The organism is Crossiella sp. S99.2 (assembly GCF_023094165.1).
Taxonomy (GTDB): Bacteria; Actinomycetota; Actinomycetes; order Mycobacteriales; family Pseudonocardiaceae; genus Crossiella.
Genome location: NZ_JALMDK010000010.1, coordinates 235282 through 261360 on the forward strand (window position 1 = coordinate 235282; position 26079 = coordinate 261360).

Annotated in this window: 29 protein-coding genes; 12 read left to right on the forward strand and 17 right to left on the reverse strand. The window is 71.0% G+C overall.

Annotated features, from left to right (window positions below; translation table 11 throughout):
• Positions 1-5 precede the first annotated feature (5 nt).
• The gene (locus MZC64_RS33685; RefSeq protein WP_247763597.1) at positions 6-1451 is read left to right on the forward strand and encodes a DUF6519 domain-containing protein; all 1446 of its coding nucleotides are present in this window, start codon (positions 6-8) and stop codon (positions 1449-1451) included.
• A gap of 86 nt (positions 1452-1537) precedes the next feature.
• Here the strand turns inward: MZC64_RS33685 and MZC64_RS33690 are convergent, their stop codons facing one another.
• Positions 1538-2305: an SDR family oxidoreductase gene (locus tag MZC64_RS33690; RefSeq protein ID WP_247763598.1), complete on the reverse strand. Its 768-nt coding sequence runs from the start codon at positions 2303-2305 to the stop codon at positions 1538-1540.
• A gap of 124 nt (positions 2306-2429) precedes the next feature.
• Here MZC64_RS33690 and MZC64_RS33695 point away from each other — a divergent pair, with 124 nt between their 5' ends.
• Positions 2430-3053 (forward strand): superoxide dismutase, encoded by a 624-nt coding sequence (locus MZC64_RS33695; protein WP_185003805.1) that lies wholly within the window; start codon positions 2430-2432, stop codon positions 3051-3053.
• A 53-nt stretch (positions 3054-3106) separates the two neighbouring features.
• Here the strand turns inward: MZC64_RS33695 and MZC64_RS33700 are convergent, their stop codons facing one another.
• On the reverse strand, positions 3107-4315 hold the full coding sequence (locus MZC64_RS33700; RefSeq protein WP_247763599.1) for an aminotransferase class V-fold PLP-dependent enzyme: 1209 nt from the start codon (positions 4313-4315) through the stop codon (positions 3107-3109).
• On the opposite strand from MZC64_RS33700, the gene MZC64_RS33705 reads away from it, so the two are divergent.
• Positions 4314-5699 (forward strand): PLP-dependent aminotransferase family protein, encoded by a 1386-nt coding sequence (locus tag MZC64_RS33705; protein ID WP_247763600.1) that lies wholly within the window; start codon positions 4314-4316, stop codon positions 5697-5699. The genes MZC64_RS33700 and MZC64_RS33705 overlap by 2 nt on opposite strands.
• Positions 5700-5749: 50 nt before the next feature.
• On the opposite strand, the gene MZC64_RS33710 is transcribed toward MZC64_RS33705, so the two are convergent.
• Positions 5750-7489 carry a hypothetical protein gene (locus tag MZC64_RS33710; RefSeq protein WP_247763601.1) on the reverse strand — a complete coding sequence of 580 codons (1740 nt, stop codon included), beginning with the start codon at positions 7487-7489 and terminating at the stop codon, positions 5750-5752.
• Positions 7486-7938: a hypothetical protein gene (locus tag MZC64_RS33715; RefSeq protein WP_247763602.1), complete on the reverse strand. Its 453-nt coding sequence runs from the start codon at positions 7936-7938 to the stop codon at positions 7486-7488. Before MZC64_RS33715 ends, MZC64_RS33710 begins: the two co-directional genes overlap by 4 nt.
• A 351-nt stretch (positions 7939-8289) precedes the next feature.
• Between MZC64_RS33715 and MZC64_RS33720 the strand changes: the two genes are divergently transcribed.
• Positions 8290-8838 (forward strand): hypothetical protein, encoded by a 549-nt coding sequence (locus MZC64_RS33720; protein ID WP_247763603.1) that lies wholly within the window; start codon positions 8290-8292, stop codon positions 8836-8838.
• A 59-nt stretch (positions 8839-8897) separates the two neighbouring features.
• Here the strand turns inward: MZC64_RS33720 and MZC64_RS33725 are convergent, their stop codons facing one another.
• From MZC64_RS33725 to MZC64_RS33745, 5 genes are all read right to left on the reverse strand, one after another.
• The gene (locus MZC64_RS33725) at positions 8898-9524 is read right to left on the reverse strand and encodes a hypothetical protein (protein WP_247763604.1); all 627 of its coding nucleotides are present in this window, start codon (positions 9522-9524) and stop codon (positions 8898-8900) included.
• A gap of 23 nt (positions 9525-9547) precedes the next feature.
• Positions 9548-10270, reverse strand: a complete 723-nt coding sequence (locus tag MZC64_RS33730) for a hypothetical protein (protein ID WP_247763605.1) — start codon at positions 10268-10270, stop codon at positions 9548-9550.
• A 15-nt stretch (positions 10271-10285) separates the two neighbouring features.
• Positions 10286-10627: a hypothetical protein gene (locus tag MZC64_RS33735; protein ID WP_247763606.1), complete on the reverse strand. Its 342-nt coding sequence runs from the start codon at positions 10625-10627 to the stop codon at positions 10286-10288.
• Positions 10628-10629: 2 nt separating this feature from the next.
• The gene (locus tag MZC64_RS33740) at positions 10630-11352 is read right to left on the reverse strand and encodes a hypothetical protein (RefSeq protein ID WP_247763607.1); all 723 of its coding nucleotides are present in this window, start codon (positions 11350-11352) and stop codon (positions 10630-10632) included.
• A 75-nt stretch (positions 11353-11427) separates the two neighbouring features.
• Complete coding sequence (locus tag MZC64_RS33745; RefSeq protein ID WP_247763608.1) at positions 11428-12315, reverse strand: AraC family transcriptional regulator; 888 nt, start codon at positions 12313-12315, stop codon at positions 11428-11430.
• A gap of 99 nt (positions 12316-12414) precedes the next feature.
• Between MZC64_RS33745 and MZC64_RS33750 the strand changes: the two genes are divergently transcribed.
• The 6 genes from MZC64_RS33750 (at position 12415) to MZC64_RS33775 (ending at position 17977) form a co-directional block, all read left to right on the forward strand.
• Positions 12415-13590 (forward strand): DUF1015 family protein, encoded by a 1176-nt coding sequence (locus MZC64_RS33750; protein WP_247763609.1) that lies wholly within the window; start codon positions 12415-12417, stop codon positions 13588-13590.
• A gap of 54 nt (positions 13591-13644) precedes the next feature.
• Complete coding sequence (locus MZC64_RS33755) at positions 13645-13941, forward strand: YbaB/EbfC family nucleoid-associated protein (RefSeq protein ID WP_247763610.1); 297 nt, start codon at positions 13645-13647, stop codon at positions 13939-13941.
• Between the two features lie 4 nt (positions 13942-13945).
• Complete coding sequence (locus tag MZC64_RS33760) at positions 13946-14251, forward strand: YbaB/EbfC family nucleoid-associated protein (RefSeq protein ID WP_247763611.1); 306 nt, start codon at positions 13946-13948, stop codon at positions 14249-14251.
• The gene (locus MZC64_RS33765; RefSeq protein ID WP_247763612.1) at positions 14248-14577 is read left to right on the forward strand and encodes a hypothetical protein; all 330 of its coding nucleotides are present in this window, start codon (positions 14248-14250) and stop codon (positions 14575-14577) included. Before MZC64_RS33760 ends, MZC64_RS33765 begins: the two co-directional genes overlap by 4 nt.
• A complete protein-coding gene (locus tag MZC64_RS33770; protein WP_247763613.1) occupies positions 14564-15712 on the forward strand; it encodes a WXG100 family type VII secretion target in 1149 nt (382 codons plus the stop codon). Before MZC64_RS33765 ends, MZC64_RS33770 begins: the two co-directional genes overlap by 14 nt.
• 153 nt (positions 15713-15865) lie before the next feature.
• On the forward strand, positions 15866-17977 hold the full coding sequence (locus MZC64_RS33775; RefSeq protein ID WP_247763614.1) for a bifunctional diguanylate cyclase/phosphodiesterase: 2112 nt from the start codon (positions 15866-15868) through the stop codon (positions 17975-17977).
• Here MZC64_RS33775 and MZC64_RS33780 read toward each other — a convergent pair.
• Genes MZC64_RS33780 through MZC64_RS33795 form a run of 4 tightly spaced genes read right to left on the reverse strand, consistent with a single transcriptional unit; the run spans position 17955 to position 21565 of the window.
• Positions 17955-18455: a DUF5666 domain-containing protein gene (locus tag MZC64_RS33780; protein ID WP_247763615.1), complete on the reverse strand. Its 501-nt coding sequence runs from the start codon at positions 18453-18455 to the stop codon at positions 17955-17957. The genes MZC64_RS33775 and MZC64_RS33780 overlap by 23 nt on opposite strands.
• 10 nt (positions 18456-18465) lie before the next feature.
• A complete protein-coding gene (locus tag MZC64_RS33785; protein WP_247763616.1) occupies positions 18466-19653 on the reverse strand; it encodes an ABC transporter permease in 1188 nt (395 codons plus the stop codon).
• The gene (locus MZC64_RS33790) at positions 19650-20354 is read right to left on the reverse strand and encodes an ABC transporter ATP-binding protein (protein ID WP_247763617.1); all 705 of its coding nucleotides are present in this window, start codon (positions 20352-20354) and stop codon (positions 19650-19652) included. The genes MZC64_RS33785 and MZC64_RS33790 overlap by 4 nt, the downstream gene beginning before the upstream one ends.
• A complete protein-coding gene (locus MZC64_RS33795) occupies positions 20351-21565 on the reverse strand; it encodes an efflux RND transporter periplasmic adaptor subunit (RefSeq protein ID WP_247797771.1) in 1215 nt (404 codons plus the stop codon). The genes MZC64_RS33790 and MZC64_RS33795 overlap by 4 nt, the downstream gene beginning before the upstream one ends.
• Positions 21566-21639: 74 nt before the next feature.
• Here MZC64_RS33795 and MZC64_RS33800 point away from each other — a divergent pair, with 74 nt between their 5' ends.
• Complete coding sequence (locus tag MZC64_RS33800; RefSeq protein WP_247763619.1) at positions 21640-22278, forward strand: maleylpyruvate isomerase N-terminal domain-containing protein; 639 nt, start codon at positions 21640-21642, stop codon at positions 22276-22278.
• Here MZC64_RS33800 and MZC64_RS33805 read toward each other — a convergent pair.
• The gene (locus MZC64_RS33805; RefSeq protein WP_247763620.1) at positions 22265-22540 is read right to left on the reverse strand and encodes a nuclear transport factor 2 family protein; all 276 of its coding nucleotides are present in this window, start codon (positions 22538-22540) and stop codon (positions 22265-22267) included. The two genes, MZC64_RS33800 and MZC64_RS33805, sit on opposite strands and share 14 nt — an antisense overlap.
• Positions 22541-22686: 146 nt before the next feature.
• Positions 22687-23655 carry a hypothetical protein gene (locus tag MZC64_RS33810; protein ID WP_247763621.1) on the reverse strand — a complete coding sequence of 323 codons (969 nt, stop codon included), beginning with the start codon at positions 23653-23655 and terminating at the stop codon, positions 22687-22689.
• 181 nt (positions 23656-23836) lie between these two features.
• Here MZC64_RS33810 and MZC64_RS33815 point away from each other — a divergent pair, with 181 nt between their 5' ends.
• Positions 23837-24985, forward strand: a complete 1149-nt coding sequence (locus tag MZC64_RS33815; protein ID WP_247763622.1) for a mechanosensitive ion channel family protein — start codon at positions 23837-23839, stop codon at positions 24983-24985.
• On the opposite strand, the gene MZC64_RS33820 is transcribed toward MZC64_RS33815, so the two are convergent.
• Both MZC64_RS33820 and MZC64_RS33825 read right to left on the reverse strand, forming a co-directional pair.
• Positions 24951-25190, reverse strand: a complete 240-nt coding sequence (locus MZC64_RS33820) for a hypothetical protein (RefSeq protein WP_247763623.1) — start codon at positions 25188-25190, stop codon at positions 24951-24953. The genes MZC64_RS33815 and MZC64_RS33820 overlap by 35 nt on opposite strands.
• Before the next feature lie 105 nt (positions 25191-25295).
• The gene (locus MZC64_RS33825; protein WP_247763624.1) at positions 25296-25916 is read right to left on the reverse strand and encodes a Crp/Fnr family transcriptional regulator; all 621 of its coding nucleotides are present in this window, start codon (positions 25914-25916) and stop codon (positions 25296-25298) included.
• Positions 25917-26079: the final 163 nt, after the last annotated feature.

Genomic DNA, 26079 nt, shown 5'->3' on the forward strand with positions numbered 1-26079 from the left:
TGACCATGCACGGCGACTTCTCACGGGTCACCTTCCACGGGGCCAAGCACTACACGGCCGTTCTCGCCCAGCAGGGCCGAGTCACCCTGGACGCCGACCTCAACGAACAGACCACCATCGTCCAGCAACAGCTACGCGAACTCCTGGCTGACCTGCTGGGCCCGCACGGCGGCCCGGTGGACAACTGCGGCTTCGCCATCAGCTTCCCGCTGGATCCCACCGGGCAGCCCCGGCACGACGACCTGACCATCGGCCCCGGCCGCTACTACGTCAACGGCCTGCCCGCCACCAGCCCCGGCAGCACCTTCTGGACCCAGCCGGACGCCTACCTGGACCAGGTCGCCGACCGCACCAAACTCCCGGACCCGCCCTACCTGGTCTACCTGGACGCACAGGAACTCCTGGTCACCGCGATCCAGGACCCGGCCCTGCGGGAGGTGGCCCTCGGTGATCTCGCGCCGGACACCAGCGTGCGCAGCAGGCTGAGCTGGCAGGTGCACGCCGTCCGCGAACTCCGGGCGGGCAGCACCCTCATCCCGCTCACCGACGTCACCGGCACCCCGCAGGAGATCGCCGACAAGCTCGAGGACAAGTGGACGGCCTGGCAGAGCGCCCGCGCCAACCGCCCGGTCGGTTTACGCGCCAGGGCCCAGCGGCCTGCCGACGCGCACGAGAACCCGTGCACCGCCGACCCGGAATCGCGCTACCGGGGCCTGGAGAACCAGCTCTACCGGGTCGAGATCCACCGCACTGGCGTCGCCGGACCCGACTTGCCCGCCACCTTCAAGTGGTCCAGGGAAAACGGCTCGGTCACCTTCCCGATCGCCCGCGCCGCCGGCAACCGGGTCCAGCTCACCCGTCCGGGCCGCGACCACAAGCTGGCCCTGGACATCGGCGACTGGGTGGAGGTCGTCGACGACGCCTACGCCGCCCGCAACACCCCGGCCCCGCTGCTCCAGGTCACCGCGGTCGATCCGGACCGCCAGGGCCTCACCCTCTCTGGGCAGCTCACCACCACCGGCCTCAACCAGGCCCGGCACCCCTACCTGCGCCGCTGGGACCAGCGCCCCGCCGAACCCCCGGCCACCGACCCCCTCACCCCGGCCACGCCCAAACCGCACCGCGCCACCGACAACGCGATCACCCTGGTGGAGAAGACCTGGATCGCACTGGAGGACGGCGTCGAGATCGAGTTCACCGAGGACGGCCGGTACGAAACCGGGGACTACTGGCTGATCCCGGCGCGGGCCATCACCGGCGACGTCGAATGGCCGGAGGAAGGCCGCCAGCCGGTGGCCCAGCGCCCGCACGGCCCGGAACACCACCTGGCACCACTGGCCTTCATCGCCCCGGACCACACCATCCACAACACCCGCAGGCGCTTCACCGCCGGTGCCACCCCGTTCCCGCTCGACACCCCCGAGAAGGCAACCCGCCGCCCCCGAACCTGACCCCACCCCGGCGAGTTGGCCCAACTGGTACGCCAAGTTGGCCCAAGTTGGCGTACCAGTTGGGCCAAGTGGGTGGAGCTGGGTGGTCAGTTGCTGATCGAGCGGACCAGGCCGCCGTCGACGAGGAGGTCCTGGCCGTTGACGTAGCTCGCGGCCGGTGAGGCCAGGAAGGCCACCGCCTCGGCGACCTCCTCGGCGCGGCCGAAGCGGCGGGCCACTGTCTCGCTGCGCAGCACCGCGGAGATCGCCGGGCCGAGGCTGGCCTCGTTGAGCATGTCGGTGTTGATGTAGCCGGGGCTGACCGAGTTGACCCGGATCTGCCGCTCGGCCAAGTCCGCGGCCAGGGTGCGGGCCAGGTTGTGCACCGCGGCCTTGGTGGCGCTGTACAGGCTGGTCTCCGGCTTGCCCCGGTGCACGGAAGCCGCGCAGTTGATCACGATCGAGCCGCCGTTGCGGAACAGCGGCAACGCCTTCTGGATGGTGAAGAACACGCCCTTGAAGTTGACGTCGACCACGCAGTCGAAGTCCTCCTCGGTGAACTCCTCGGTCCGCTTGAACACCCCGGTGCCCGCGTTGGCGAAGAGCACATCCACCCCGCGGAACTGGGTGCGGACCTGCGCCATCAACGCGTCCAGATCCGGCAGCACCGCCGAATCGGCGCGGATCGCCAGCACCCGGTCCACACTGCCCAGGTGCCGCCGGGCCGCGGCCAGCCGCTCCTCGCTGCGGCCGGTGACCACCACCCTGGCCCCCTCGCGCACCAGCAACTCGGCCGTGGCCAGCCCGATTCCACTGGTGCCGCCGGTGATCAGCGCGACCTTGCCCGCGAAACGTCCCCGCTCATCGGTGCCCACCAGGCCAGCATATCGATCTCTTGAAACCGCGCATGACCGCCGTCACATCGGGTTGACCTCCAGCTATCTGGAGGTAGTTCTGTGGTGATCACAACCTGACGGCTTCAAGGGAAGAGACGCACCCATGGCTCAGTACGTGCTGCCGGAGCTGGACTACGACTACTCCGCGCTCGCGCCGGCGATCAGCGGCGAGATCAACGAGCTGCACCACAGCAAGCACCACGCGGCCTACGTCAAGGGCACCAACGACACCCTGGACAAGATCGCCGAAGCCCGGGACAAGGGCGACTTCGGCTCGATCGTCGGCCTGGAGCACACCCTGGCCTTCAACCTGGCCGGACACGCCATGCACGTGGTGTGGTGGAAGATCCTCTCGCCCAACGGTGGGGACAAGCCCACCGGCGAACTCGCCGCCGCGATCGATGAGGAGTTCGGCTCCTTCGACAAGCTGCGCGCCCAGCTCAACGCCGTCTCCACCACCATCCAGGGCTCCGGCTGGGGCGTGCTGGCCTGGGACCCGATCGGTCAGCGGCTGATCACCCAGCAGCTCAAGGACCACCACTCCAACCTCTCGATCGCCACCACCCCCCTGGTGGTCTTCGATGTGTGGGAGCACGCGTACTACCTGCAGTACCGCAACGTGAAGGCCGACTACATCAACGCCCTGTGGAACATCGTGGACTGGGCCGAGGTCGGCAAGCGCTTCGAGGACGCCCGCGCGGGCCGCAACGGCCTGCTGCTGCCCTGAGCACGGGGTGACCCGGGCGCGACCCCCAAGTACGCGCCCGGGTCACCACCGGCTCACGCGGCCAGTTCGGCCACGGCGGCGGCCACCTGGGCCACCTCGTCCTGGGTGTTGTAGTAGTGCGGCGACAACCGCAGTGCCCAGTCGACCTGCTTGTCGGCGAAGTCGAACTGGGCCAGCTCGCGGAAGCTCAGCGCCGAGTTGATCCCGCGCTGGTCCAGGGCTGTCTTGAACGCGGCCGAATCCCAGCCGGCGATCGCGAAGGTCACCATCGCGGACAACCGCGGCCCGCGATCCAGCACCCGCACCCCGGGCACCTCGGCCAGTCGCGCCCGCAGGTCCGCGCCGAGCGCGGGGGAGTAGCGCTCCACTTCAGCCATGCCGACCTTCAGCGCGTACCGGGCCGCCGCAGCGCAGCCCAGCAGCGTCGAGTACGGGAACTCCCACTCCTCGAACCGCGCCGCCGAAGCCACCGGCTGATACCGGCCCGGCTCCACCCAGCGGGCGCCGTACATGTCGATGAACAGCGGCTCGTAGCCCTCGCGCAGGACCCGGTCGGAGACGTAGAGGAACCCGGAGCCACGCGGCCCGCGCAGGTATTTGCGGCAGGTCGAGGACAGCAGATCGCAGCCGATCTCCTCGACGTCGATCTCGAACTGGCCGACCGTCTGACAGGCGTCCACCAGGTACAGCAACCCCAGCTCCCGGCAGTGCCGCCCGATCTCGGCGATCGGCTGCACCAGGCCGGAGTTGGTCGGCACGTGCGTCACCGCGACCAGGCGCGGCCGCCGGGTGCGCATCAGCGCCGCCATCGCCTCGACGTCCACGCCGGTGCCGTCAGCGTGATCCGGGGCGTGCACCACCTCGACGCCGAATCGCTTGCGCAGGGCCAGGAACGCGATCTGGTTGGAGATGAAGTCGTTGCGGGTGGTCAGGATGACGTCGCCGCGCTCGAACGGGATCGCGGACAGTGCCTTGGTGTAGGCGTGCGTAGCGCTACCGGCGAACGCGATGTTCTCCGGTTTGCAGTTGATCAGCTCGGCGAGCGCGGCGTAGAAGTCCCGCACCTGCCCGGCCTGGGCCGCCGACGCCTCGTAGCCGCCGATCCGCGCTTCCAGGTCCAGGTGTTCCTGCATGGCGGCCAGGACCGGCCGGGCCAGCAGTCCGCAGCCCGCGTTGTTGAAGTGGACGACAGACTCGCAGCCCGGGGTGTCCGCGCGTAGCGCTGCCAGATCCAGGGCGATAGCGCTATCGTGGTCTCTCATGTCCGAGAGTAGCACTGTCGACCGGTTGGCCGCCCGGTTGCGTACCGAGATCGCCGGGCTCGCGCCAGGGGATCGCCTGCCCAGCAGCCGTGACCTGGTGCAGCGGCTCGGGGTCAGCCCGGTGAGCGTGAGCAGGGCGGTAGCGCTACTGGCGGCCGAGGGCGCGGTGGTCACCCGGCCCGGCACTGGCACCTTTGTCGCACCCCGCCGCGCCGCGCCGGTTCGGGGTGACACCTCCTGGCAGACCGTGGTGCTGCCCAGCCGCCCGGCCGACCCGCTCACCGCCACCGACCTGCTCAGCGCACCTCCGGATGGCACGATCACCATGGCGGGCGGCTACCTGCACCAGTCCCTGCAACCCACCCGCGCGCTCGCCGCCGCGCTGACCCGCGCCGCCCGCCGCCCCGACGCCTGGGACCGCGCGCCCTCCAACGGCCTCGCTCCGCTGCGCACCCTGTTCGCCCGGATGGCCGGCGGCGATCTTGGCCCGGACGACGTGCTGATCACCGGCGGCGGTCAGGGCGCCCTGGCCATGGCCTGCCGGGCGCTCGCCACCCCGGGCAGTCCGGTGCTGGTGGAATCCCCGACCTACCAGGGCGCGCTCGCCGCGGCCCGCGCCGCCGGACTCACCCCGGTCCCGGTTCCCCTGGACGCCGACGGCATCCGCCCCGACCTGCTCGCCGAGGCCCTGCGCGGCACCGGCGCCCGGCTGATCTACCTCCAGCCCGGCTGCCACAACCCCACCGGCGCGGTGCTGTCCGCCGAGCGCCGCCGCCAGGTCCTGGAACTGGCCCGCGCGGCCAGGGCCTTCGTCATCGAGGATGATTTCGCCCGCCACCTCGGCCACGGCACGCCACCCCCGCCGCCGCTGGTCGCCGAGGACCCGGACGGCACCGTGGTCCACCTGACCTCGCTGACCAAACCCGCCGCGCCCAGCCTGCGGGTGGGCGCGCTGATCGCCCGCGGTCCGGCCCTGGCCCGGCTGCGCGCCACCCGCTTGGTGGACGACTTCTTCCTGGCCCGCCCACTCCAGGAAGCCGCCCTGGACCTGCTCAGCAACCCGGCCTGGGACCGGCACCGCCGCGCACTGGCCGCCGCGCTCAAGGAACGCTGTGCCACCCTGGCCGCCGCACTGGCCCACGAAGCTCCACAGTGGACAGTCCGGGCCCCGGTCGGCGGTCTGCACCTGTGGCTGCGGCTGGACACCGAAGAGGCCGGCATCGTCAACACCGCCCGAGCCCAGGGCGTCACCGTGGTCTCCGGCCGCGGTCACTTCGCCGCCGAGCCGCCGGCCCCGCATCTGCGGCTGAGTTTCGCGGCAGCGGCCGACCTCGCCGAACTCACCGAAGCCGCCCGCAGGCTCGGCCGGGCGGCGACAGACTGACGGCCCCCGGCACAGGAACCGGGGGCCGTCAGCGAGAAGGAAACCGCGACTCAGTCGGAGAAGGTCAGGTCCGCCACCGCGATCGCGCCCTTGGGCGTCTTGTTGAACGCCAGGTACACACTGTCCACACGGGACAGATCAACGCCGGTGAACGCGCTCAGCGGCACCCGCACCTGGTGGAACAGGAAGTGCGGGATGACATCCGCGGTGCCCGGCGGCACGTGCGGGTAGTCCAGCTGCTTGCCGAACTGCGCCACCGGCACCGACATCTTGCCGCCCGCCCGGTCGGTGACCACGACCTGGAGGTCCTGCGCCACCCCCGCCGGGTTGGCCGGGTCGGTGAAGTCCACCGCGGCCCGGAACCGCACCGCGGCGAACTTGCGGATGTCCTGGTGCGCCACCGGAATCGTGTTGCTCAACGTGTCCGAGATGTGGCCCCACGCGAGCCGTTGCGCGGACACGCCCAGGGTGCCGTATCCGCGGTGTGGTTCGCGTTGCCGGTTGGCCTGCTTGGTGTTCAGGCAGGAAGCGTCCGTTGTGGACGGTGTGCCGCCGCACAGCTTTGTGGTCAGCGTGCCGCCCAGCGTCACCTGGCCGCCCAGCTGGTTCACCTGGTGCGAATCCGCGGCGGCGAACCGGTTCACGTCCAACCGCCGGTTGTTCACACTCGGCGAGTGGTAGCTGACCAGCACGGTCGCACCGATCGAGGCCGGGGTGGTGACCTCGCCGCGCCACAGCGGTGCGAACGCCGCCTCGCCACCGAGGTAGTGCCGGAAGAAGCTGCCCAGGTAGCCGTTGCCCGCGTCGCGCTGCTTCTCCTCGGAGAGCCGGGTGGACTGCGAGGGGTGGCACTGCGAGGAAGTGTTGGAGGAACGCCAATCGTCCCAGGCCCCGGCCAGCCCGCTGCTGGGCGTCCAGTTGGTGTTGAAGTAGTTGTGGTTGGCGCCGATCACGGTGAAGATCGAGTGCACGCCGATGTCGTTGGCGTCGGTGTAGCGGGCGTCGTCGTAGTAGTGCACGCCCTGCAGGTCGGACAGGTCGCCGTCACAGGTCGGGATCAGCGTGCCCACCGGCAGGTTCAGCGGGATCCGCCGGTGGAAGTCGGTCGGGGCCAGCGGCAGGATCGCCTTGATCGCGTACGGCGCGGGCCGCTGCGAGTTCAGTTCCACCGCGCGCACGATGCCCTCACCGCCGCGCGAGTGCCCCATCAACCCCACCTTGCCGAAGTCGAAGGAGCGCACCGATTCCTGGGGGATCGGGGCGCCGGCCTGGTCCCGCCAGTCCCGCCACAGGTCCAGGTGCTTGAGGGTCAGGTGCCCCCGGGCGACCATGCCGTACTGCGCGTCGGAGTTGTCCGCCGCGTTGATCCCGTTGGCGCTGATGGAGATCACCGCGTAGCCGTGGCTGGCCAGCGAGCGGGCGGCGTAGGCGTAGCCGAGGTGGCTGGGGATCGGCAGCCTGCCGTCCGTGCACGGCCAGGCCAGCGAGGGATTGCCGCCGGCAGGCGCGGACATGCAGGTGGAATGCCGCCCGTGCAGGAACACCACCAGCGGATACGGGCCCTTGGCCGCGTCCTTCGGGTAGTAGACCTGTCCGGCCAGTTCCACCGGCTTGGCGAACCCGGGCGGGGTGTAGGCGGTGTCGCCCAGGTTGTAGGGCGCCTCGCTGACCTCGTGCGTGCCGTTCACCAGTGGATCCGGCACGTCGGCCGGCGCGGCCTGGGCGGTGCCGGTGACGAGCAGGGTGGCGGCCAGCGGGGCGAGCAGGGCCGCGGCGAGCAGACGCCTCATCGCGGGCCTCCCAGGGTCAGCGTGCCGACGGTGACCGGCGCTTCGTGGCCGTACTGGTAGGACACGGTGGCGCCCTGCTTCAACTCGACCTCGGCGGGCAGCGCGACCTTGGCCGCGTCCAGGTGCTCGGCCAGCAGACCGCGGCCGAGCGGTTTGCCGTCCAGCAGCACCACGTAGTCCAGCGCGCCGACCTGGAAGGAACCGGACACGGTCAGCCTGCGCACCGGCTTGGCCCGCTCGGCGACCGCGACCTCGTCGATGAGGAGGCCCTTGCCGTGGGCGAGCACCTTGCCGGCCGGCGCGGTCTGCACCGAGGCCGCGACCGGGGCTTCCGGAGCGGGCGGCAGCGGGTCGCCTGCTCCGGCGCCCGGTGCGACGGGCGCGTGCGGGACGGGCTGGGCCGCCCCGGTCTCATCCGCGGACGGTGACTGTGCGTACAACGTGGTCACCGTCACAATCGAGGCGGCGAAAGCCGCCAACACCGCCACCCGGGTGAACCAGGTGGTTCGAGTTCTTCTGGGCAAAAGAGGTCTCCCGCCGGTACTGGAACGCTTATCCGGTGGCTCAGGGGAGCCGGGATCTCACGGACCGTACGAAACGGGCAAACTCCCTGGTAGGGGCCGATTTGCTGGAGTTGACCCGACCGAAGGCGGTTCTTGTTCGAGATTTCAGTTCGACTTGACATGTGAACCGCGAAAGCCAACGCCACGTTGGTAGAGTGCGCACCTACTTTCCGTGATTTCAATTTTCTCCGCCCCGGGGTGCTTCCGTTCCGGCGAGTTTGGCTCCACCGTTGTCATATGCGGGGAGGTAACTCTGGGGTCAGCACCCTCGTCCGGCCGCCGCGGCCGGCGGAGGCACGCTGGATTCCCGTCTGGCCGGCGTACGCGGCCGCGATCTGGGTGGTCACCTACGTGGTGTGGGTGTTCCTGGACATCGCCGGCCACGTGCTCAGCGGCGACTACATGGTCGAGTCCATGCTGGCCGCGGTGCTGGCCGACTCGGTGCTACGCGCGGTCTCCGGCATCCTGATCCTGGCCACCATGCGGTCCTGGCGTTTCACCGTGCCGGACGGGCTGATGTTGCTGCTGGCCTGGGCCGCGGCCGGCGGCAGCCTGGCCTTCCCGCTGTACAAGACGGCCCGGTTCGCGCTGGCCGCCAACCACCTGGCCGACCCGTGGCCCGCGCCCTACTTCACCGTGGCCCTGCTGGGGTTGTCGGTCGGCGCCGCGCTATTCGTGACCGCCGCGGTCTCGTTTCTCAATCGCAGCAACGCGCCGCGCCGCTGGGCGATCCTGGGGCTGTTCCTCGGATTCTTCGTCATGTATCTGCCGGTGTCGCATTGGTGACATCGAATTAGGGCGACCTAACGAAGTAGCCCGGCCCGGCTGAAACACACCTCAGCGGATCACCGCGGCTGCACGGCGGCGTAAAGCTGCCCGGCCAGCTCAGTCGCCCGCCCCCGGCACTGCTCGCCACGCGGCGGATCGTTCCGGCCGGAGACGTAGAACACGGTGAGCACCGCGTTCTCGTCCAGGACCTCCAGCCGGCAGCCGATCTTGCTGCTGTCGGGATCCAGCCAGCGGGCCTCCGCCCCGGGTCCGCTCGCCTGCTCATCACGCGGCGTGGCGTTCCGGACGAAGTCGTCCTTGGCGCGCTTGCTCCCAGGCTGGGGCCCGGTGGCGTTCTCCGAGGACTCCCAGACCCGGATGTTGAGGTCCACCCAGGACTGATCGCCGTTCGCGCCCCGGAAGGTGCAACTGCGATCGGGTGAGTTGCCCCCGGTCGAGTCCTCCTTGCGCTCACCGCGCGGCAGCCCGCGCACCGCCTCCTGGAGCGCCACGCAGCCAGGCAGCCGCGCGAAGGTGTACTTCAGCGCCGCCGGGACCGGTGTGGCCGACGTGGTAGCCGGGCCGGCCGTGGGCGTCGGCGTCGGCGAACCGCTGGGGCCGACGCAGCCGCTGACGAACGCCGTCGCCGCGGCCACCAGGCCGAGGACCGGCCGGGACCAGTCGCGGTGGGAGTTGTGGCCCATGGCTCCTTCTCCGTCGGTGCGGGTCAGCCCTCGATGGCCTGCGGCCATGCCTTGTCGGGCAGCGCGGTGTCGGTCATCAAGCTCATGATGTCCCTGACCTTGGCCATCGCCGCGACGAACCGCTCGACGATGCCCACCATGTTGTTCAGCACGCCGGTGACGAGCTGGCCGATCGCGCCCGCGAGCTTGTCCACGGCGAACGGGATCTCGACCACCGTGGCCGCCTCGATCGCGACCGCGACCAGTTCACCCAGGAAGTTGGTGGCGATCTCGGCGAGCTTGGTCATGTACTGGATGTTGTACATGGCGATGTCCATCAGCCACTTGCTGACGCTGTCGGACTTGGTCGAGTAGGCCTTGATCGCCTCGTTCTGCTCGTCCCGCTTGATCTGGTACTTGTCTGCCGCGTCGCCCTTCCACTGGATCGTCAGGTCGGTCTTGCGCTGGGAGAGCCCGTTCACCGGGCCCTGGACCTTCTCCACCCAGTTGAAGGACTGGACGATCAGCGACACCACGGGCGTGTGGTGCGCGAGTGCGGTCTGGACCAGCTGGCGCACCTTGGCCAGGTGTTCCCGGATCTCGTCCATCGCGGGCTTGATGAGCAGCATCGCCGGACCGAGCAGGAACCGCCAGTCGTTGATGTTGTCGACCGCCTCGTTGTACTTCTTGCTGCAGTCGTTCACCTTGGTCTCAAGGCCGTTGAAGTGATTGTTGAACTCGTTGACCATGTCGGCGGAAACGGACATGTCGATCACCACACCCTAGGCCTTGTAGAACTTGCCGATGTCGATCTCGTTGATGCTCTCGGTGCGGTCGTACTCGTCGGCGATCCGCCGCAGCGCGACATCGATCTGGTTGAACTCGGTGACCGCGCCCTGGAGCACCTTCTCCATGAAGTCGCGGAACTCCGCGTACTGCTTGGCCTGGATCTGGGCGTTGGCGATCCCGGGGAAGATGGCGAGGTCGCCGACGAAGAACGAGGTCCAGCCCAGGTAGGTCTCCTTGACGGCTTGCACGATCGGCTGGGTCTGGTCCGCCTTCTGCTGCCAGAGCTTGGCCTCGCTCCGCAGCGATTCGGTGACCACCTTGTAGTTGTCGGTCATCGTCAGTCCTCGTCCTTCAACACGTTGAACTCCGAGAAGTACTCGTCATCGGCCTGGGTGGAGCTGCCGCGCGTCGCCCGCTCCGGGGTCGGCCGGGCCTCGCCGGCCACGCCGAGCCCTGCCCGCACGAACAGTTGCAGCGCGTCCTCGGCCAGCACCTCCTCGGCCGGGTTGTCCAGGGCGTGTGGGTCGCCGTTGAGCGCTATCGGGCCGCCGCCGCGCATGCGCAGCGTGAGGTAGCCCAGCGGGCTGCGGACCTCGTGGAAGTCCGCGGGCGGGGCCTGCTGCCCGCGGCGGATCTCGTCATACCGCGCATTGACGGCGTCGAGCCGGGCCCGGGTCCTGGACAGGAACTCATCCACGGACAGCTCCGCCGGGTCCAGGAGATCGGCCTCCGGGGCCGGGGTGCGCGGCGGGGTCCGCGGACGGTGGGCCAGCTCCACCGCGAGCGCCCGCTGGAGCGCGGTCACATAGGTGTTGTAGAGCGTGGTGGGGAAGGACTCAGGGCTGATGTGGTCGGTCCACCTGGGCCGGATCCGGACCTTCGTGACCTTCGCGGACCTGGTGACCGTGACGATGACGAACCCGCTCGGGTCGCGGGCCTCGTAGGTGTCCGCGGGCTGCAGCTCCACACCACCCGGGTGGGTGAGTTCAGCAAGCCGGGCCCGCATCCGCGGATCATCGGGCACGTTCAGTGTGGCCAGCTCAACCTCGTCAAGCGCCATGACACCACCCCCTGAACTTCTGGCTGCGCATCGGCCGACCCTAGCCGGACCGGGCGAACGTCGCTGGCTGCGGCGCTAACGCAGCAGCCCGGCCCGGAAGGTCGAGGGGGACTGGCCGGTCTCGCGCTGGAAGAACTTGCCGAAGTTGGTCGGCTCGCTGAAACCGAGCCTGCGGCTGATGTTGGCCACCGGCAGGTTGGTGTAGGCGAGCAGACGTTTGGCCTCCAGGGCCACCCTGGCGTCGATCAGCTGTTTGGCGGCCTGGCCGGTGGCCGAGCGGCAGGCCCTGGTGAGGGTCTTGCTGGAGCAGCCGAGCCGGTCCGCGTAGTCCTCGACCTGCCGGGTCTGGGCGAAGAAGCGCTCGAGTTCGCGCTGGAACTGGGCGAAGGTCGGATTGTTCCCGTTGCGCTCGGTCTCACTCGGCCGGGGCAACTGGGCGATCCGCAGCAGCAGGGTGGCCAGCAGATGCCGGAGCAGTTCGGTCCACGCGGTGTAGTCGCCGGTGTCGGTGCGCTGGTAGTCCGCGGCCAGCAGCTCCAGGTTCGCGGTGATCGCGGCCAGCTCGGCCCCGCTCAGCTGCCAGCGCACCGGACCGCCGCGCCGGGTCAGCAGGTAGTCCGCGGCGCGCAGCCGGGGCGGGAAGGCGGGTGCGAAGAACACCAGCGCGGCCTGCAACCCGGTGTCCGCGGTGAACTGCTGCACCTGGCCCGGCCGCACCCACAGCAGCGTGCCCGGACGGCATTCGTGCGGCACGAAGTCCACCGTGTGCGTGCCGGAACCCGCGGTGACCAGGGCGATCAGGTGGAAGTCGATCCGCTGCGGGGCGTGCAGCGTAGCCTCGCCGTCGGCGCCCGCGCGCAGTTCGGCGAGGGTACCGCTGGCCATGCCGAGTCCGGGGAGCTGCGGGTTCTCCGCCGCGCTGGCTCCCCGTCCTGGCCGGTGCTGTCCGAAAACAACCCCCATACCCAGCTAGATTACCTTCCCCGCTAACGACTGTGACAGTCGCGACACCACGACCTGGGTCTGATTGACCATTTTTTCACCGGGTGGGACGGTGGCGGGATGCTGCGAGCACTGGAAACGGCGTGGGTGGTGCGGGAGGCCGTGCCAGGACCCGATGTGGACGAGTTCACCGATCCGCGCCAGATCCGGGCCGCGCTGTCGGCGCAGTCCGCGGGCCGGGTCACCCTGCTCGCCGTGCAGCACCCGCACCGCACCCCCGACTCGCTGGCGCACCGCCGCGGCCTGAGCCAGCTGCTCCCGGACGCCCGCGCCAGGCTGCGCCGGCTGCAACGCGAGTCCTACCGCCGGGTCGCCGATGTGGTCGCGCCCTACCAGGTGGACGGTCCCGACGGCAGCACCCTGGGCCTGCTCTGCCTGGCCGATCCGGCCGCGGTGGACCCGGCGCACGGCCGTTCGGTGCGGCGCACCGAGGAGGTCTACCCGGACATCGTGGCCGAACGCGCCGCGGTGCTGGCCGAACTGGGCTGCCTCACCAGCTCCGCGCTGCTCGTCCCGGTCTCCGGCGGCGAAGAACTGACCACGCTGCTGCGCGCCACGGTCGCCGGGCTCGGCGCGCCGGAGGTGTCCATTGTGGACGTACTCGGCAACCGGCATCGCCTGTGGCTGCTGGGTCCCGGCCCGCAACGCGACGAACTGCTCGCCCTGGCCGGGCGGCATCCGCTGCTGGTGGCCGACGGCAACCACCGGGTCGCCGCCGCCGAGACCGCCGGACTGGGCGGCCTGCTGGCCCTGATCACCGCGGGGCCGCTGCTGCGGGTCGGCCCGATCCACCGGGTGCTCGCGGGTACTGGGCTCACCCTCACCCAGGTCGCCGACGCCTGGCGGGCGCACGGACTCACCGTGACCGAGGCCGAGCCGAACGAGGAACCGTGCCAGGGCAGTGTGCTGGCCAGGGCCGAGGGCTGCGCCGTGCGGGTCGAGCTGCCGCCGCCCGCGGCCGGGGAACCGTTGCCGCGCATCGACCACAGCGCGGTGGAGGAGACGCTGATCGCCGCCGCGCTCGGCCTGGACCCGGCAGGACCGCGGGTGCTGGCCGTGCCCGGCGGACGCCGTCCCGCGCCGCGCGAGGCCGGGGACATCGAGTTGCTGATCGCGCCGGTGCCCCTCGACGATGTCCTGGCCGTGCACGCGGACGGCCGCCGGATGCCGCGCAAGAGCACCTACTTCACCCCCAAACCACGCAGCGGATTGCTGCTGGCGGAGCTGAACGGCTGACCGCTTCCTGTCACCCCACCCCACACCGGGGCAGGCGCTTCCACGCTGGAAGCCATGCACAGCACCGACTCGCCGGGTCCGACCGCGACCGCCGAGTCGCCGGACGGCCTGGTCGAAGTCACCGCCGGGCCCTGCGGCGACCTGCACGAGCTGTGGCTGGACCCACGCCACCAGCGCACCAGGGACGCCGCCGCGCTGGCCGCCACCATCCTGGCCACCGTGCGCGCCGCCACCGCCACGGCCCGCCGGGAGGCCACCGGGCCGGTGCCCCCAGCCGCCGATCCGGCGCTGGCTGACCCGCTGTTCGGACCGCTGCTGCGCGAACTCGACCGCCGCCTGGGCACGGGGTGAGGACATGGCTCACCACTTACCCGTCATCGGCGCGGGCCCGGACCTCCGGGAGTGGCGGCGGGTGCTGCTCGCCCTGCGCGAACTGGCCGACACCGTCACCGGCGCGGCCGACTCCGCCGACGGCCTGATCACCGCCACCGTCAGCGCTCGCGGCGAACTCCTCGATCTGTGGCTGGATCAGCGGATCTACCGGACGTCCGACTCCGCCCGGCTGGCCGTCCAGATCACCGGCACGGTGCGGGAAGCCGCCCGGCGGGCACGCGCCAGAGTCGCCGTCAAACTCGACGAGATGCTCAGGAGGACGGGATGAGCGAAGCGCACCTGAACATGCTGCTGACCGACGTGATGACCCGGCTCACCGAGGTGGGCCGGGAATTCGCCGACAGCTGGGGCAGGCAGCAGGGGAACATCGCCGCGCACGAATCGGGGATCGGCGGCGACCGGCTCGCGGCCGCGTTCCTGCCGAACTACCGGGAAGCAGGCGAACCACTGCGGCAGTCGGCGGCGGTGATGTCCGCGATCTGCGCCGCGTGCGCGAGCACCGGAACGCGCTCAGCGCAGGACTACGCCGGGCAGGACCAGGACGCCGCGCGCCGATTCAGCCAGGCCGGGGGAGGCCGAGATGGCGATCGCTGAACCGGCGGACACCCACGGACTGTGGACGAAGGTCAAGGCGCACACCGGATGGCCGGACACCGACGAGGTGGCCATGGGCCGACTCGCCGAGGAATGGGCGGGCGCGGGCACCGGCATGGACCAGACCGTCACCGGGTTCAAGACCACCGGACAGGACGTGCACTCGGTCTGGCTGGACCAGGCTGGCGAGCAGTTCGGCACCAAACTGGGTCAGACCCAGCGACTCGAAGAGGTCAGCGCCGGGATGAGCGGCCTCTCCGCCAAGACCGCGCACTTCGCCGAGGCGGTCGGCAAGACCAAGACCGACATCGCCGCGCTGATCGAGACCAACATCCCGCTGTACGGCCAGCTCGCGCAGTTGCCCGGCTGGCTCGGCGTGCCGCTGCAACAGTTCTTCGTCAGCGCCCTGGCCGGCACGATCAACAGCCACCAGGACGCGATGGCGAGCAGTATCGCCGCGAGCGCACTCGTCCCCATCGTGCCGCTGGATGAGCGCAGGCCACTGGACGACGTCCTCCGCGACTACCAGGTGGTCGACGATCCGAACCCCAAGGTGAAGTGGCCGGGCTTCCCGCTGAGCCTGCACGTCGAGCCGCGGGACCTGCTGCCCAGCGAGGTGGCGGTACTCGAACGGCTCACCCTCGCCGACCAGATTCGCGCGGGCGCGATCACCTTGGAGGTGGAGAAGCGATCGGAGACGGAGTTCACCGATCCGACCGGGCTCGGCGACGGGCACCGGGACGCGTTCCGGCACGTCTACCTCAACGCCAGGCTGGCCAGGGAGATCGGCGACGAGTGGACCAGGGACCTCGGCATCGCGCACGAGCGCGGACCCGGCACCCCGGCCACCCGGGAGGCGATGGACCTGCACAACAACGATGTCGGCCGGACCATCGGGCTCCGGCATCCGGACGCCCCGGTCGACCAGCTGGCCGGGTACGTGCGGGAGGCCGTGCGGACCGGTTCCTACACCGACGCGGCCGGTGTCACCCACTCCGCGCCGATCGTGGTGCACGACCGGGCCGGAAATCTGGCCTACAGCGACACCGTCCGCGACGGGGAACACCGCCTGGCCGACGAGAAACGGGTGCTGCCGGGCCGGGACCCAGGTCAGGTGGGGCGGCCTGGCGGCTGAGCTGCCCAGACTCGATGGAGGGACGGCGGGTGCTGACGTGTCGTGATCGTGACCGGACGCGATATGCTACGGGCGGTAATTGCCTGGCTCTGGTGAGTATTGCCATGGTCGATACAGCCGGGCCTCTGGTGCACGCTGCCAGGAGAGGTGGGATTGAGCGCCACGGGTCGCACCGAGCTGGCCCGGCAGTGGGCTACGGCGGTCGCCACGGCCGCCTATGTCCCGCTGTCCAGGGAACAACTTGAGCAGCAGCTGCACGACCTGGTCGATGAACTCCTCGACCTGGTCCTGGCTGACCCGTTCGACGCCAGGCCCGCCGGCCGCGCGGGCGCCCAGCTCGTCGTTGGCAACATCACCAGCAGACTGGCTTTACGTCGCAGCATCGAGATCCTCGGCGCGGCCTGCCGCCGCGAGCTGAGCGAGCACCGCGGCGCGCCGGATGAGCAGCGGGTCACCGCGCTGCTCGCCGAGTTCGCCGCCGGGTACAGCGAAGGGGTCCGGCAGTTGACCTTCAACCAGCAGGAAGAACTGAAAAAGGCCCTGCTGCACGCCAAACGCGATGCCGAACGGGAACTGCGGGTCAGCGAGAGCCGGTTCCGCGAACTGTTCACCGCCTCCGCGATGGGCATCGCGATCAGCGATCTGGACGGCAACTTCATCGAGGTCAACCAGGCCTTCACCGAGATCCTCGGCTACACCGGCGGCGAACTGGGCTTCCTGACCGTGCCCGACCTGTTCGCGCCGGAGGAGACCGCCGATCTCGCGGTGCTCTACCGGCACCTGGTGGACGAGCCGGTGGACCGGTTCCGCTGCCGCACCCGGCTGGTCAGCAAGGAGGCGGACAGCGTGTTCGCCTACCTGGCCGTCTCCCTGCTGCACGACGCCGACGGCCAGCCCAACGGGCACGTCACCATGGTCGAGGACCTGACCAACCTGCACCTGCTGCAGGGCCGGTTCAGCCACCAGACCCTGCACGACCAGCTCACCGGCCTGCCCAACCGGCAGTACCTCCATTCCCGATTGCAGAGCGTGCTCGGCCGGGTCGAGGACGGCCAGATCATCACCCTCTGCCACCTGGACCTGGACAGCTTCACCGTGATCAACGACGGGCTGGGCCACCACATCGGCGACGAGCTGCTCAAGACCACCGCGCAGCGGCTGCGGGCCGCGGTGGCCGGGCACAACGCGATGGTCGCCCGTTTCGGCAGTGACGAGTTCGCCATCCTGATCGAGGATTCACCGACCCCGCCGGATGTGGCCGCGCTGGCCGCCCGGATCAGCGAGGAACTGGCCGAACCCACCTACCTGGACGGCTACGGGGTGGCGGTCTCGGCCAGCATCGGCATCGTGCAGCGCCCGGCCAAGGGCATGGTGGCCGCCGAGCTGCTGCGCCAGGCTGACCTGACCCTGCACCGGGTCAAGGCCAGTGGCAAGGCGCAGTGGGGCCTGTTCGACCCGGCCCGGGAGGCCCGCGATCGGGCCCGGTTCAAGCTGGCCGCCTCGATGCCGGGCGCGGTGGAGAACGGCGAGTTCAGCCTGCGTTACGAGCCGGTGCGCTGGCTTGCCGGGGGTGAGCTGGTGGCCACCGAGGTGCTGGTGGAGTGGGCGCATCCGGAGCTGGGGCCGCTGCCGCACGACCGCTGCGTGGAGCTGGCCGAGAGCACCGGGCTGATCCTGGCGCTGGGCCGCTGGGTGCTCAAACGGGCCTGCCGGGACGCGGCGGAATGGCGGCCGTCCGAGGGCGAGCCGCCGATCGTGCTGGCCACCCTGACCCCGCACCAGTCCCAGGACCCGGACCTGGTGGACACCGTGCGCAAGGCCCTCGCCGAGGCCGGACTGCCGCCGCAACGGCTGCGGTTGCGCCTGCCGCTGCGCACCGCGGCCAGGGAGGACAGCGACGCCGCGGAGAACCTGCGGGTGCTCGCCGACATGGGCGTGGTGATCGGGCTGGACGAGTTCGGCCGCGATGTCACCGATTTCGTCCGGCTGCCCGACCTGCCCGTCTACGCCGCGCGGTTCGACCGGGCGCTGGTGGACCGCCTCGGCGAGGAACCCGACCCCGGTTCACCGGTGGCCCGCGCGGTGGCCACGCTGACCGAACTGGCGCACCAGGTCGGGTTCAAGGTGATCGCCTCCGGGGTGGACAGCAAGGCCAAACTGGACTGGCTGACCGCGATCGGCGTGGACGCCGGTCAGGGCAGGCAGCTCGGGCTGCCCCGCCCGGCGGAGGCGTTCAGCGGGATCAGCGCGGGGGCTGCTCTGTGACCTGACGGGCGGTGACCGACCCGTCCGCGGCCCGCTCGCCGGTCACCGTGACCGCGTCGCCGGGGGCCAGATCACTGACCTTGCCGGGCTGGGTGAGGTGCACGGTGGTGTCCGTGCCGAGCTTGACCTTGACCTCGGTTCCGTTGGCGCCCTTGAGATACAGCGTGTCGCCCTCGATCCGGTCCACCGTGCCGACCGCGCCACCGCGTCCGCCGGGAGCCGCGCCGCCGGGCGCCTGAGGTGCGCCGCTGGGCCGGACGCCGCCCGCGCCGCGCTGGCCGGGGGCGGCGTTGGCCAAGTCGGAGCCGAAAGCCGTTGCGGCCCACAGGCCACCGGCGAAGGCGACCGCGGTGAGCGCCGCCGCGGCCAGCCCGATGGTCAGCTTCGACGGGCCCTTGCCCGCCTCGGCGAGCTGCTCGCCCAGGTCCTTCTCGTCCACCGGGGTGGCCAGCACCTGTTCGGGATCGGGTGTGGTCATGGGAAATCTCCTATTCGTGGCGCAGTGCTTCGATGGGGCGCAGCCGGGCGGCCCTGGCGGCCGGATAGCTGCCGAAGAACAGTCCAATGAGGACAGACACGCCAAAGGCCAGGGCCACCGCGGAGGGCTGCACCACCGGCTGGATCCCGGCGATGGTGAACTGGGCGGCGAGCACGCCGATCAGCGCGCCCAGGCCGCCGCCGACCATGCTCAGCACGGTGGCCTCGATGACGAACTGCCCGGAGATGGCCAGCCGGGGCGCGCCGATGGCCTTGCGGATGCCGATCTCCCTGATCCGCTCGGTGACCGTGACCAGCATGATGTTGGTGATGCCGATCCCGCCCACCAGCAAGGACAACGCGGCCACCGCGGCCAGTAGCACGGTGAAGGTCTCGGTGGTCTGGGTGCGCGCGGTGAGCAGCTGCTGCTGATTGGCGATCCGGAAGTCGGAGACCGCCTCGCCGGTGATGCCGTGCCGCTGGTTCAGCACCGCGGTCACCTGCGCCTGCGCCGCGGACAGGGTGTCCGCCGAGGACGCCTGGACCACGATCTGGTTGAGCGAACCGACTCCGGACAGCGCGTACTGGGTGGTGCTCAGCGGGGCGATCACCGTGTCGTCGGCGTTCTGCAACCCGGTGGCGCCCTTGGGTGCCAGCACGCCGACCACGGTGAACGGGATGTTGTTGAGCTGCAAGGACAAGCCGAGCGGATCAGTGCCGCCGAAGACCTCCTGGGCCACGGTCTGGCCGATCACCACCACCTTGCGCGCCTCGGTCACATCGGCCTCGGTGAAGGCCGCGCCCGAACCGACCGGGGAGTTGGTGATCTCGAAGTAGCCGGGCCGGGTGCCGATCAGCTGGCCGACCTGCTGGCTCACCCCGCGGTAGGTCGCGGTGGCCTGCGCGGTCACGATCGGCGCCACCGCGCCGACATCGGGCGCGATCAGCTTGTCCGCCAAGGCTTCCGCGTCTTCGGTGGTGAGTGGGCGGGCGGTGCCGCGGGCGGGGGAGACGGTGAGCAGGTTGGTGCCCAGACCGGCGATGCTGCGCTCCACCGCGGCCGAGGCCCCGTTGCCGACCGCGGTCAGCAGGATCACCGCGGCCACCCCGATGGTGATGCCCAGCGTGGTCAGCACCGAGCGGAGTTTGTTGGCCAGCAGCCCGCGCACCGCGACCCGCAGGATCTCCCAGAGGCTCATCGTCGGCTCCCGGTGTCGGCCACGATCCGCCCGTCCACCAGGCGGATCACCCGGTTCGCGTGCGCGGCCACCTCGTTCTCGTGGGTGATGATCACGATGGTGCGGCCGAGCGCGTTGAGCCGGTCCAGCACGCCGAGCAGTTCGGCGCTGCTCTGGCTGTCCAGGTTGCCGGTGGGTTCGTCGGCCAGCAGCAGGGCGGGCGCGTTGACCAGCGCCCTGGCCACCGCGACCCGTTGCTGCTGGCCGCCGGAGAGTTCGGTGGGCAGGTGGTGCCCGCGGTCCTGCAACCCGACCAGTTCCAGCGCGGCCAGCGCGCGCTCGCGGCGGTGTTTGCGGCCGAGCCCGGCGTAGATCATCGGAAGCTCCACATTGGACAGTGCGGAGACCCGGGGGACCAGGTGGAAGGACTGGAAGACGAAGCCGATCCGCCGGTTGCGCAGCAGCGCCAGCTGGGCCTCGGTGAACGCGCCGATGTCGATGCCGTCCAGGCGATAGCGCCCGGCGGTGGGGATGTCCAGGCAGCCCAGGATGTTCAGCATGGTCGACTTGCCGGAGCCGGAGGCGCCCATGATGGCCAGGTAGTCGCCGCGGCGCACGGTCAGGTCGACCCCGCGCAGCGCGGCCACGGCGGTCGCCCCCGCGCCGTAGGTCTTGGTGAGCCGGTTGATCTGGATCACCGGCGGACTGTCCACAGTGGTCACCGGGCACCCGTCCCGGCGCCGGCGCCGCCACCGGTTCCAGCGCCACCCGCGCCACCACCGCCGGGTACCACTCCGCCGCCTCGTCCGCCGCCGAAGCCGCCCGTGCCGCCGCCCGGTTGCGTGCTGCCCTGTGCGGTCGGCACCACCACCTGCGCGCCCTCGGTGAGCCCGCCGGTGATCTCGGTCAGCGCCTCGCCCTTGATCCCGACCTGCACCGTCCGGGTCACCGGCTGCCCGTTTTCCAGGACAGTCACCCGGCTGGTCGCGCCGGAGCCCTGCACGGTGAACGTGGGCACCGACAGCGCGTTCTCCGCGCGCGCCACCACGATCCGCACACTCGCCGACTGCCCCGGCTTCAACCCCTCCGGGGCCCCGTCCAGCACCAGGGTGGCCCCGTACTGCACCACGTTCCCGGTGCTGGACGGCGTCAGGTCGACCTGGGTCACCTTGGCCGCGAACTGCTGGTCCGGCAACGCGTTCACCGTGACGTTGGCCAACTGGTCGGGCTTCACCTTGGCCACGTCGATCTCGGCGATGGTCGCCCGCACCTGGAAGTCGCTCAGGTCCGACAGCACCACGAACCCGGTGGCGCTACTGGTGTTCGCGGCCGTGCTGCTGCTCCCGGTGCCGCTGGACCCGCTGCTCGTACCGCCGCCACTACCAGTGCCCGCCTGCGCGCCGACCGTGCCGGAGATCGAGATGACCGTGCCGTCGGAGGGCGCGGTGAGGGTGGCCGCGGTCAGGTTGGTCTTCGCCTCGGTCACCGCGGTTTTCGCCTGGGTGAGCTGGCTGCGGCGCTGGGCCACGGTGGCCGGGTCGGGGCCGGTGGGATTGGTCGTGGTCTGGGCCGCGGTCAGGCTCTGCTGGGCGGCCTCCAGACTCGCGTTCGCCTCGTCCACCTTGGCCTGCAACGGCACGGTGTCCAGCCTGGCCAGGGCCTGGCCCTTGGTCACCTTCGCGCCGACCTTGACCAGGATCTGCTTGACCGTGCCCGCGGCGCCGAAGTTCGCGCCCACCGTGTTCGCGCTCTGCACCGACCCGGCCGCGGTCACCGTGGCGGTCACCGTCGCCCGGCTCGCGGCCACGGTGCGACTCGGCGAGCTGGTGGCCGCGGGGGCGGGGCGCAACGCGAAGTACGCGGCCACCGCGGCCGCCACCAGCACCGCGCCCAGCGATAGGTTCAACACCAGGGCACGCCGAGACCTCGTCATGGGCGGCATGCTCGAAGCCGGAGGTGGGAGCGCGCTGGGCGTTCCCTGGGAAATGCCTGGGAGAGGGGAACCCGTTGCTGAACACCCGGTCCGACTTCCTCGCCACCGCGCGCGTGGCCGCTCAGTTGTTGCGGCACCCGGCGCTGGCCGGGTCCTGGGACAAGCCGAGCGCGCTGCCGGAGTTCTCGGTGGCCGGACTGGCCGGTCACCTGGCCTTCCAGGTCACCGCGCTGCCCACGATCCTGGCCGGGCCCATCCCGCCCGAACTGCCCATCTCGCTGCCGGAGCACTACAACCGGGTCGAGTGGGTGGACGCCGACCTGGACCACGAACTCAACGTGCGCATCCGGGACAGCGGCGAGGCGGCCGCCGCCAACGGACCCGCCGCGCTGGCCGACTCGGTGGACGCGGCGCTCACCACCCTGACCGAGACGCTGCCGGACCTCCCGGAGCGCACCGTGCGCATCCAGTTCTGGGGACCGTGGTCGCTGAGCCTGGAGGACATGCTGGTCACCCGCATGATGGAGCTGACCGTGCACAGCGACGACCTGGCGGTCAGCCTCGGCGTGCCCACCCCGGACTTCCCGCCCGCCGCGGTCGAGGCGGTGGTGGACCTGCTCAGCCGCCTCGCCCTGCGCCGCCATGGCGCGCCCGCGGTGCTGCGCGCGCTCACCCGCGCCGAGCGCGCGCCCGCGAGCGTCACCGCGTTCTGAGCAGCCGGTCCGGCAGTGGCGCCAAGGGGTAGCGCTGCCAGAAGAAGGCGTCCGCGGCGTGCTGGTCGGCGGCGAAGTTGATCGCCTCGACGATCTTGCCGCGCTGGATCCGGTAGGCCAGCACCTCGCGGACGCCAACCTTGGCGCCCGCCAAGGGATGGCGGCCCGGGATGGTCCAGCGGATCTCCGGCGCGAAGAACTCGCGCAGCGCCTGCAGATCGCCCTTGGCGTAGGCGGCGTAGTAGCGGCGGATCAACGCCACGTGCGGATGGTCCCGGCCACCCGCCCACGCCGTCCTGGCCGGCGCGGCCTGATCCCCACCCCGCCCGCCGCCGAGTTGGCCCAACTCGTACGCCCAGTTTGCCCAACCGGGCGTACCACTTGGGCCAACTCGGCGGCGGTGGGTGCTCAGTGGCCGAAGCTGGACATCAGCTGGCCGGTGCCCGGGGTCCGCCAGACCAGGACCACGCCGCGCCACAGCGCTGATCCGCCGGAGACCGCGGGGGCGACGGCCGGGTCCAGGTCGGTGGCCGCGCCGGTGAGCGTGGTCAGCGGCTGCCACGCGGTGCCGACCCTGGCCGTGTAGTGCAGCCGGGTGTCGGTGCCGCTGCCCTTCCACGCCACGAACGGCGCCAGGAAACCGCCGCTGGACTGGGCAGGCGTCGCGGCCGGAGTGTGCGAGCTGAGCCCGGTCCACGGATTCGGGACCGGCCCCCAGGCGATCGGGTTCAGCCCCGCGGCGCTCATCCGCACCGAGCCCTGCGCGCCGAGGTAGCTCAGCAGCACCCGGTCGCTGAACGCGTCGATGTCCGGCGGCGCCTCGCTGCTCACCCCGGGCACCGCCCGCGCGGGCAGCCAGTTCGGGCCGATCCTGGCCGCCACGTAGAGCTGGGTGTCCGCGCCCACACCCCGCCAGGCCAGGTAGAACGGGTGCGTGCCGCCGGTGCTGGGCCCGCCGGAAGCGGCCAGGCCGACACCGGCGCTGGGCGGGCCGACCGGTTGCGGGGCCGACCAGGTCTGGCCGTGCGTGGTGCTGCGGATGGCCTGGATCCTCGGCGGCGTCGCGGTGTCCCGCCACAGCACGGTGAGCACCCCGTTGTCGCAGGCCAGCGTGGGCGCGTCCGGAGTGGTGATGGTCAGCGCCCTGGGCAGCCAGCGGCGCACCTGGTCCCAGGTGGCGAAGCCGAGCCGCCCACTCGGCTCCCGCCACAGCAGGTAGGTGCCGCTGCCGCAGGTGGCCACCGACGGGCGGTGACCGGCCACCGCGCCCACCGGCCACGGCTGTTGCCAGGCCAGCGCGGCGGGTGCGGCCTGCGCCGCCGGGCTGACCGTGGCCAGCAAAGCCAGTAGCACCAACAGGATTCTCGCTCTGCGCATGTCGGACTCCCTTGTGCGTGCCGGAATCCAGCACAGCAGCGCAGTCCGGGAAATCGTCATCCCGGTACCAAGGGGCACCGGTTCCCGCCCGCTCAGGCGGTCGTGCGGCGGATCACGGTGTGTGATGCCGCCGGTCTGGGTAACGGACAGGGAGACGTTGTCCCACAACGAAAGGAGCATCGTGCCCTGGTACCTGCTGCTCGGCGTGGGCGCACTGGCCGCGGTCGCCGCCGCGATCCTCGGGGTGTACCTGCTGCACCGGCTGATCCGCAGGCTTGGCAGGCGCGCCAGGGTACTGGCCAGCCTGGCCCGCCGCGCCTACCGGCCTGCCCAGCTGCTGGCCGTGCTGTTCGCGTTGCAGCTGTCCCTGCTGCTGGGCGCGCCCAGTGGCGGCTGGCGGGAACCCGTGCTGCACGGCCTGGGCCTGGCGCTGATCGGCGCGGGCGCCTGGCTGGTGATCGCGCTGGTGCTGGTCTTCGAGGACGCCGCCCTGGCCCGGATCCGCCTCGATCAGGCGGACAACCGGCAGGCCCGCCGGATGCACACCCAGATCACCCTGATCCGCCGGGTCGCGGTGGCGGTGATCGCGGTGCTCACCATCGGCGCGATGCTGATGACCTTCCCCGGCGCCCGCGCCGCCGGCACCAGCCTGCTCGCCTCCGCCGGTGTCATCGGCGCGATCTCCGCGCTGGCCGCGCAGTCCTTGCTGGGCAACGTCTTCGCCGGGGTGCAGATCGCCTTCAGCGACGCGATCCGGATCGAGGACGTCGTGGTGGTGGACAAGGAATGGGGCCGGATCGAGGACATCACCCTGACCTACGTGGTGGTGCACCTGTGGGACGACCGGCGGCTCATCCTGCCCACCTCCTACTTCATGGCCAAGCCGTTCGAGAACTGGACCCGCCGCGAATCCCGGCTGCTCGGCACGGTCGAATTGGACGTGGACTGGTCGGTGCCGGTGGAGGCGCTGCGCGCCGAACTGCGCCGGGCCCTGGAAGCCAGTGAGCTGTGGGACGGCCGGGTGTGCGTGCTCCAGGTGACCCAGGCCGTCAACACTCTCATCCGGGTGCGCGCCCTGGTCAGCGCCGCCGACGCGGGCAGCCTGTGGGACCTGCGCTGCCTGGTCCGCGAGGACCTGATGCGCTGGCTGCGCGAACAGCACGCCGAGGCGCTGCCCCGGCTGCGGGTCGAGCAGGCCAGCCCCGGCGGTGGCCGGGACGAGCCGGCGCCCGCGGACGACGCGGACGCCCGGCTCTTCGGCGACACCGCCGACGGCAGGGCACGCACTCAGGTCTTCAGCGGTCCTGCCGGGAACCCCGCCGAGAACTGAGCAGCACCTCTTCCCAGGCGTTGAGCACCGACAACACCGTCCCGGCCAGGGCCACCGCGAGCGCGAGCTGCACGAGACCCTCGGCCGGGAACCGGTTGATCACCAGCACCAGCGCCCACACCTGCACCGCGGTGAACAGCAGCGTGAGCACCAGCCTGCTGGTCACGGTCGAGTTGTCCGGACGAACCTGTTCCTGCTGACTCATGACGTCGACCCCTTCCCCGGGTGAACTCTCCAGGGCACAGGTGTAAACCTGTTTCCGTAGGTCTATTGCGTCACCTGACACACAACTCCAGGGATGTCGCCCGGCTCACGCCGACTCGGCGCCCAGCGCCCGCAACCCGGGCAGGTCCAGCACCGTGATCCGCTGCCTGCCGGTGTCCACCAGCCGCCGGTCCCGCAGCTCGCGCAGCACCCTGGCCAGGGACTCCCTGGACACCGACATGGTGTCGGCCAGCTGCTGCTGACTGATCGACAACGCGATCTCCACCCCCGCGGCCACCGGGCGCCCGTACTGCTCGGCCAGGTCCAGCAGCAGCGCCACCGTCCGGTGCGCGACCGAACCGTCCACGTACTCGCTGCGCCGCCGGTCGGACTGGCGCAACCGGTCGGCCACCACCCGCAGCATCGCCCAGGCCACCCTCGGGTGCTCCTCGCACAGCCGGTCCAGCCGGGCGGCGGGCACCACCAGCACCTCGACCTGGTCCACCGCGGCCACGTTGGCCGAGCGGGTCCGGCCGTCGACCGCGGACAACTCCCCGACGATCTCGCCGGGTCCGCAGATCGCCAGCACGGCCTCCCGCCCGGCCACCGAGCCGGTGCTGACCCGGATACGCCCTTCCAGCACCACGAAGACATGCTGGGACGGCTCGCCCTGGCTCCAGATCACCGCACCGGGTGAGAACCGCCGCCGGGTACCGGCCGAACGCATCGCGGCACGCTCGGCTGGCTCGAGGAGCCCCCAGAAAGTGCCGATCGAAGGCCGCCTTCCGCACTGCCCGACGGTTGTTCGGTTCTCAGACTCCCCCACGGGGGTTTCTCCTTCCGTGACCGCGATCACGCTCATCACGGATCGGTTGCGATCCGCTGAGAAC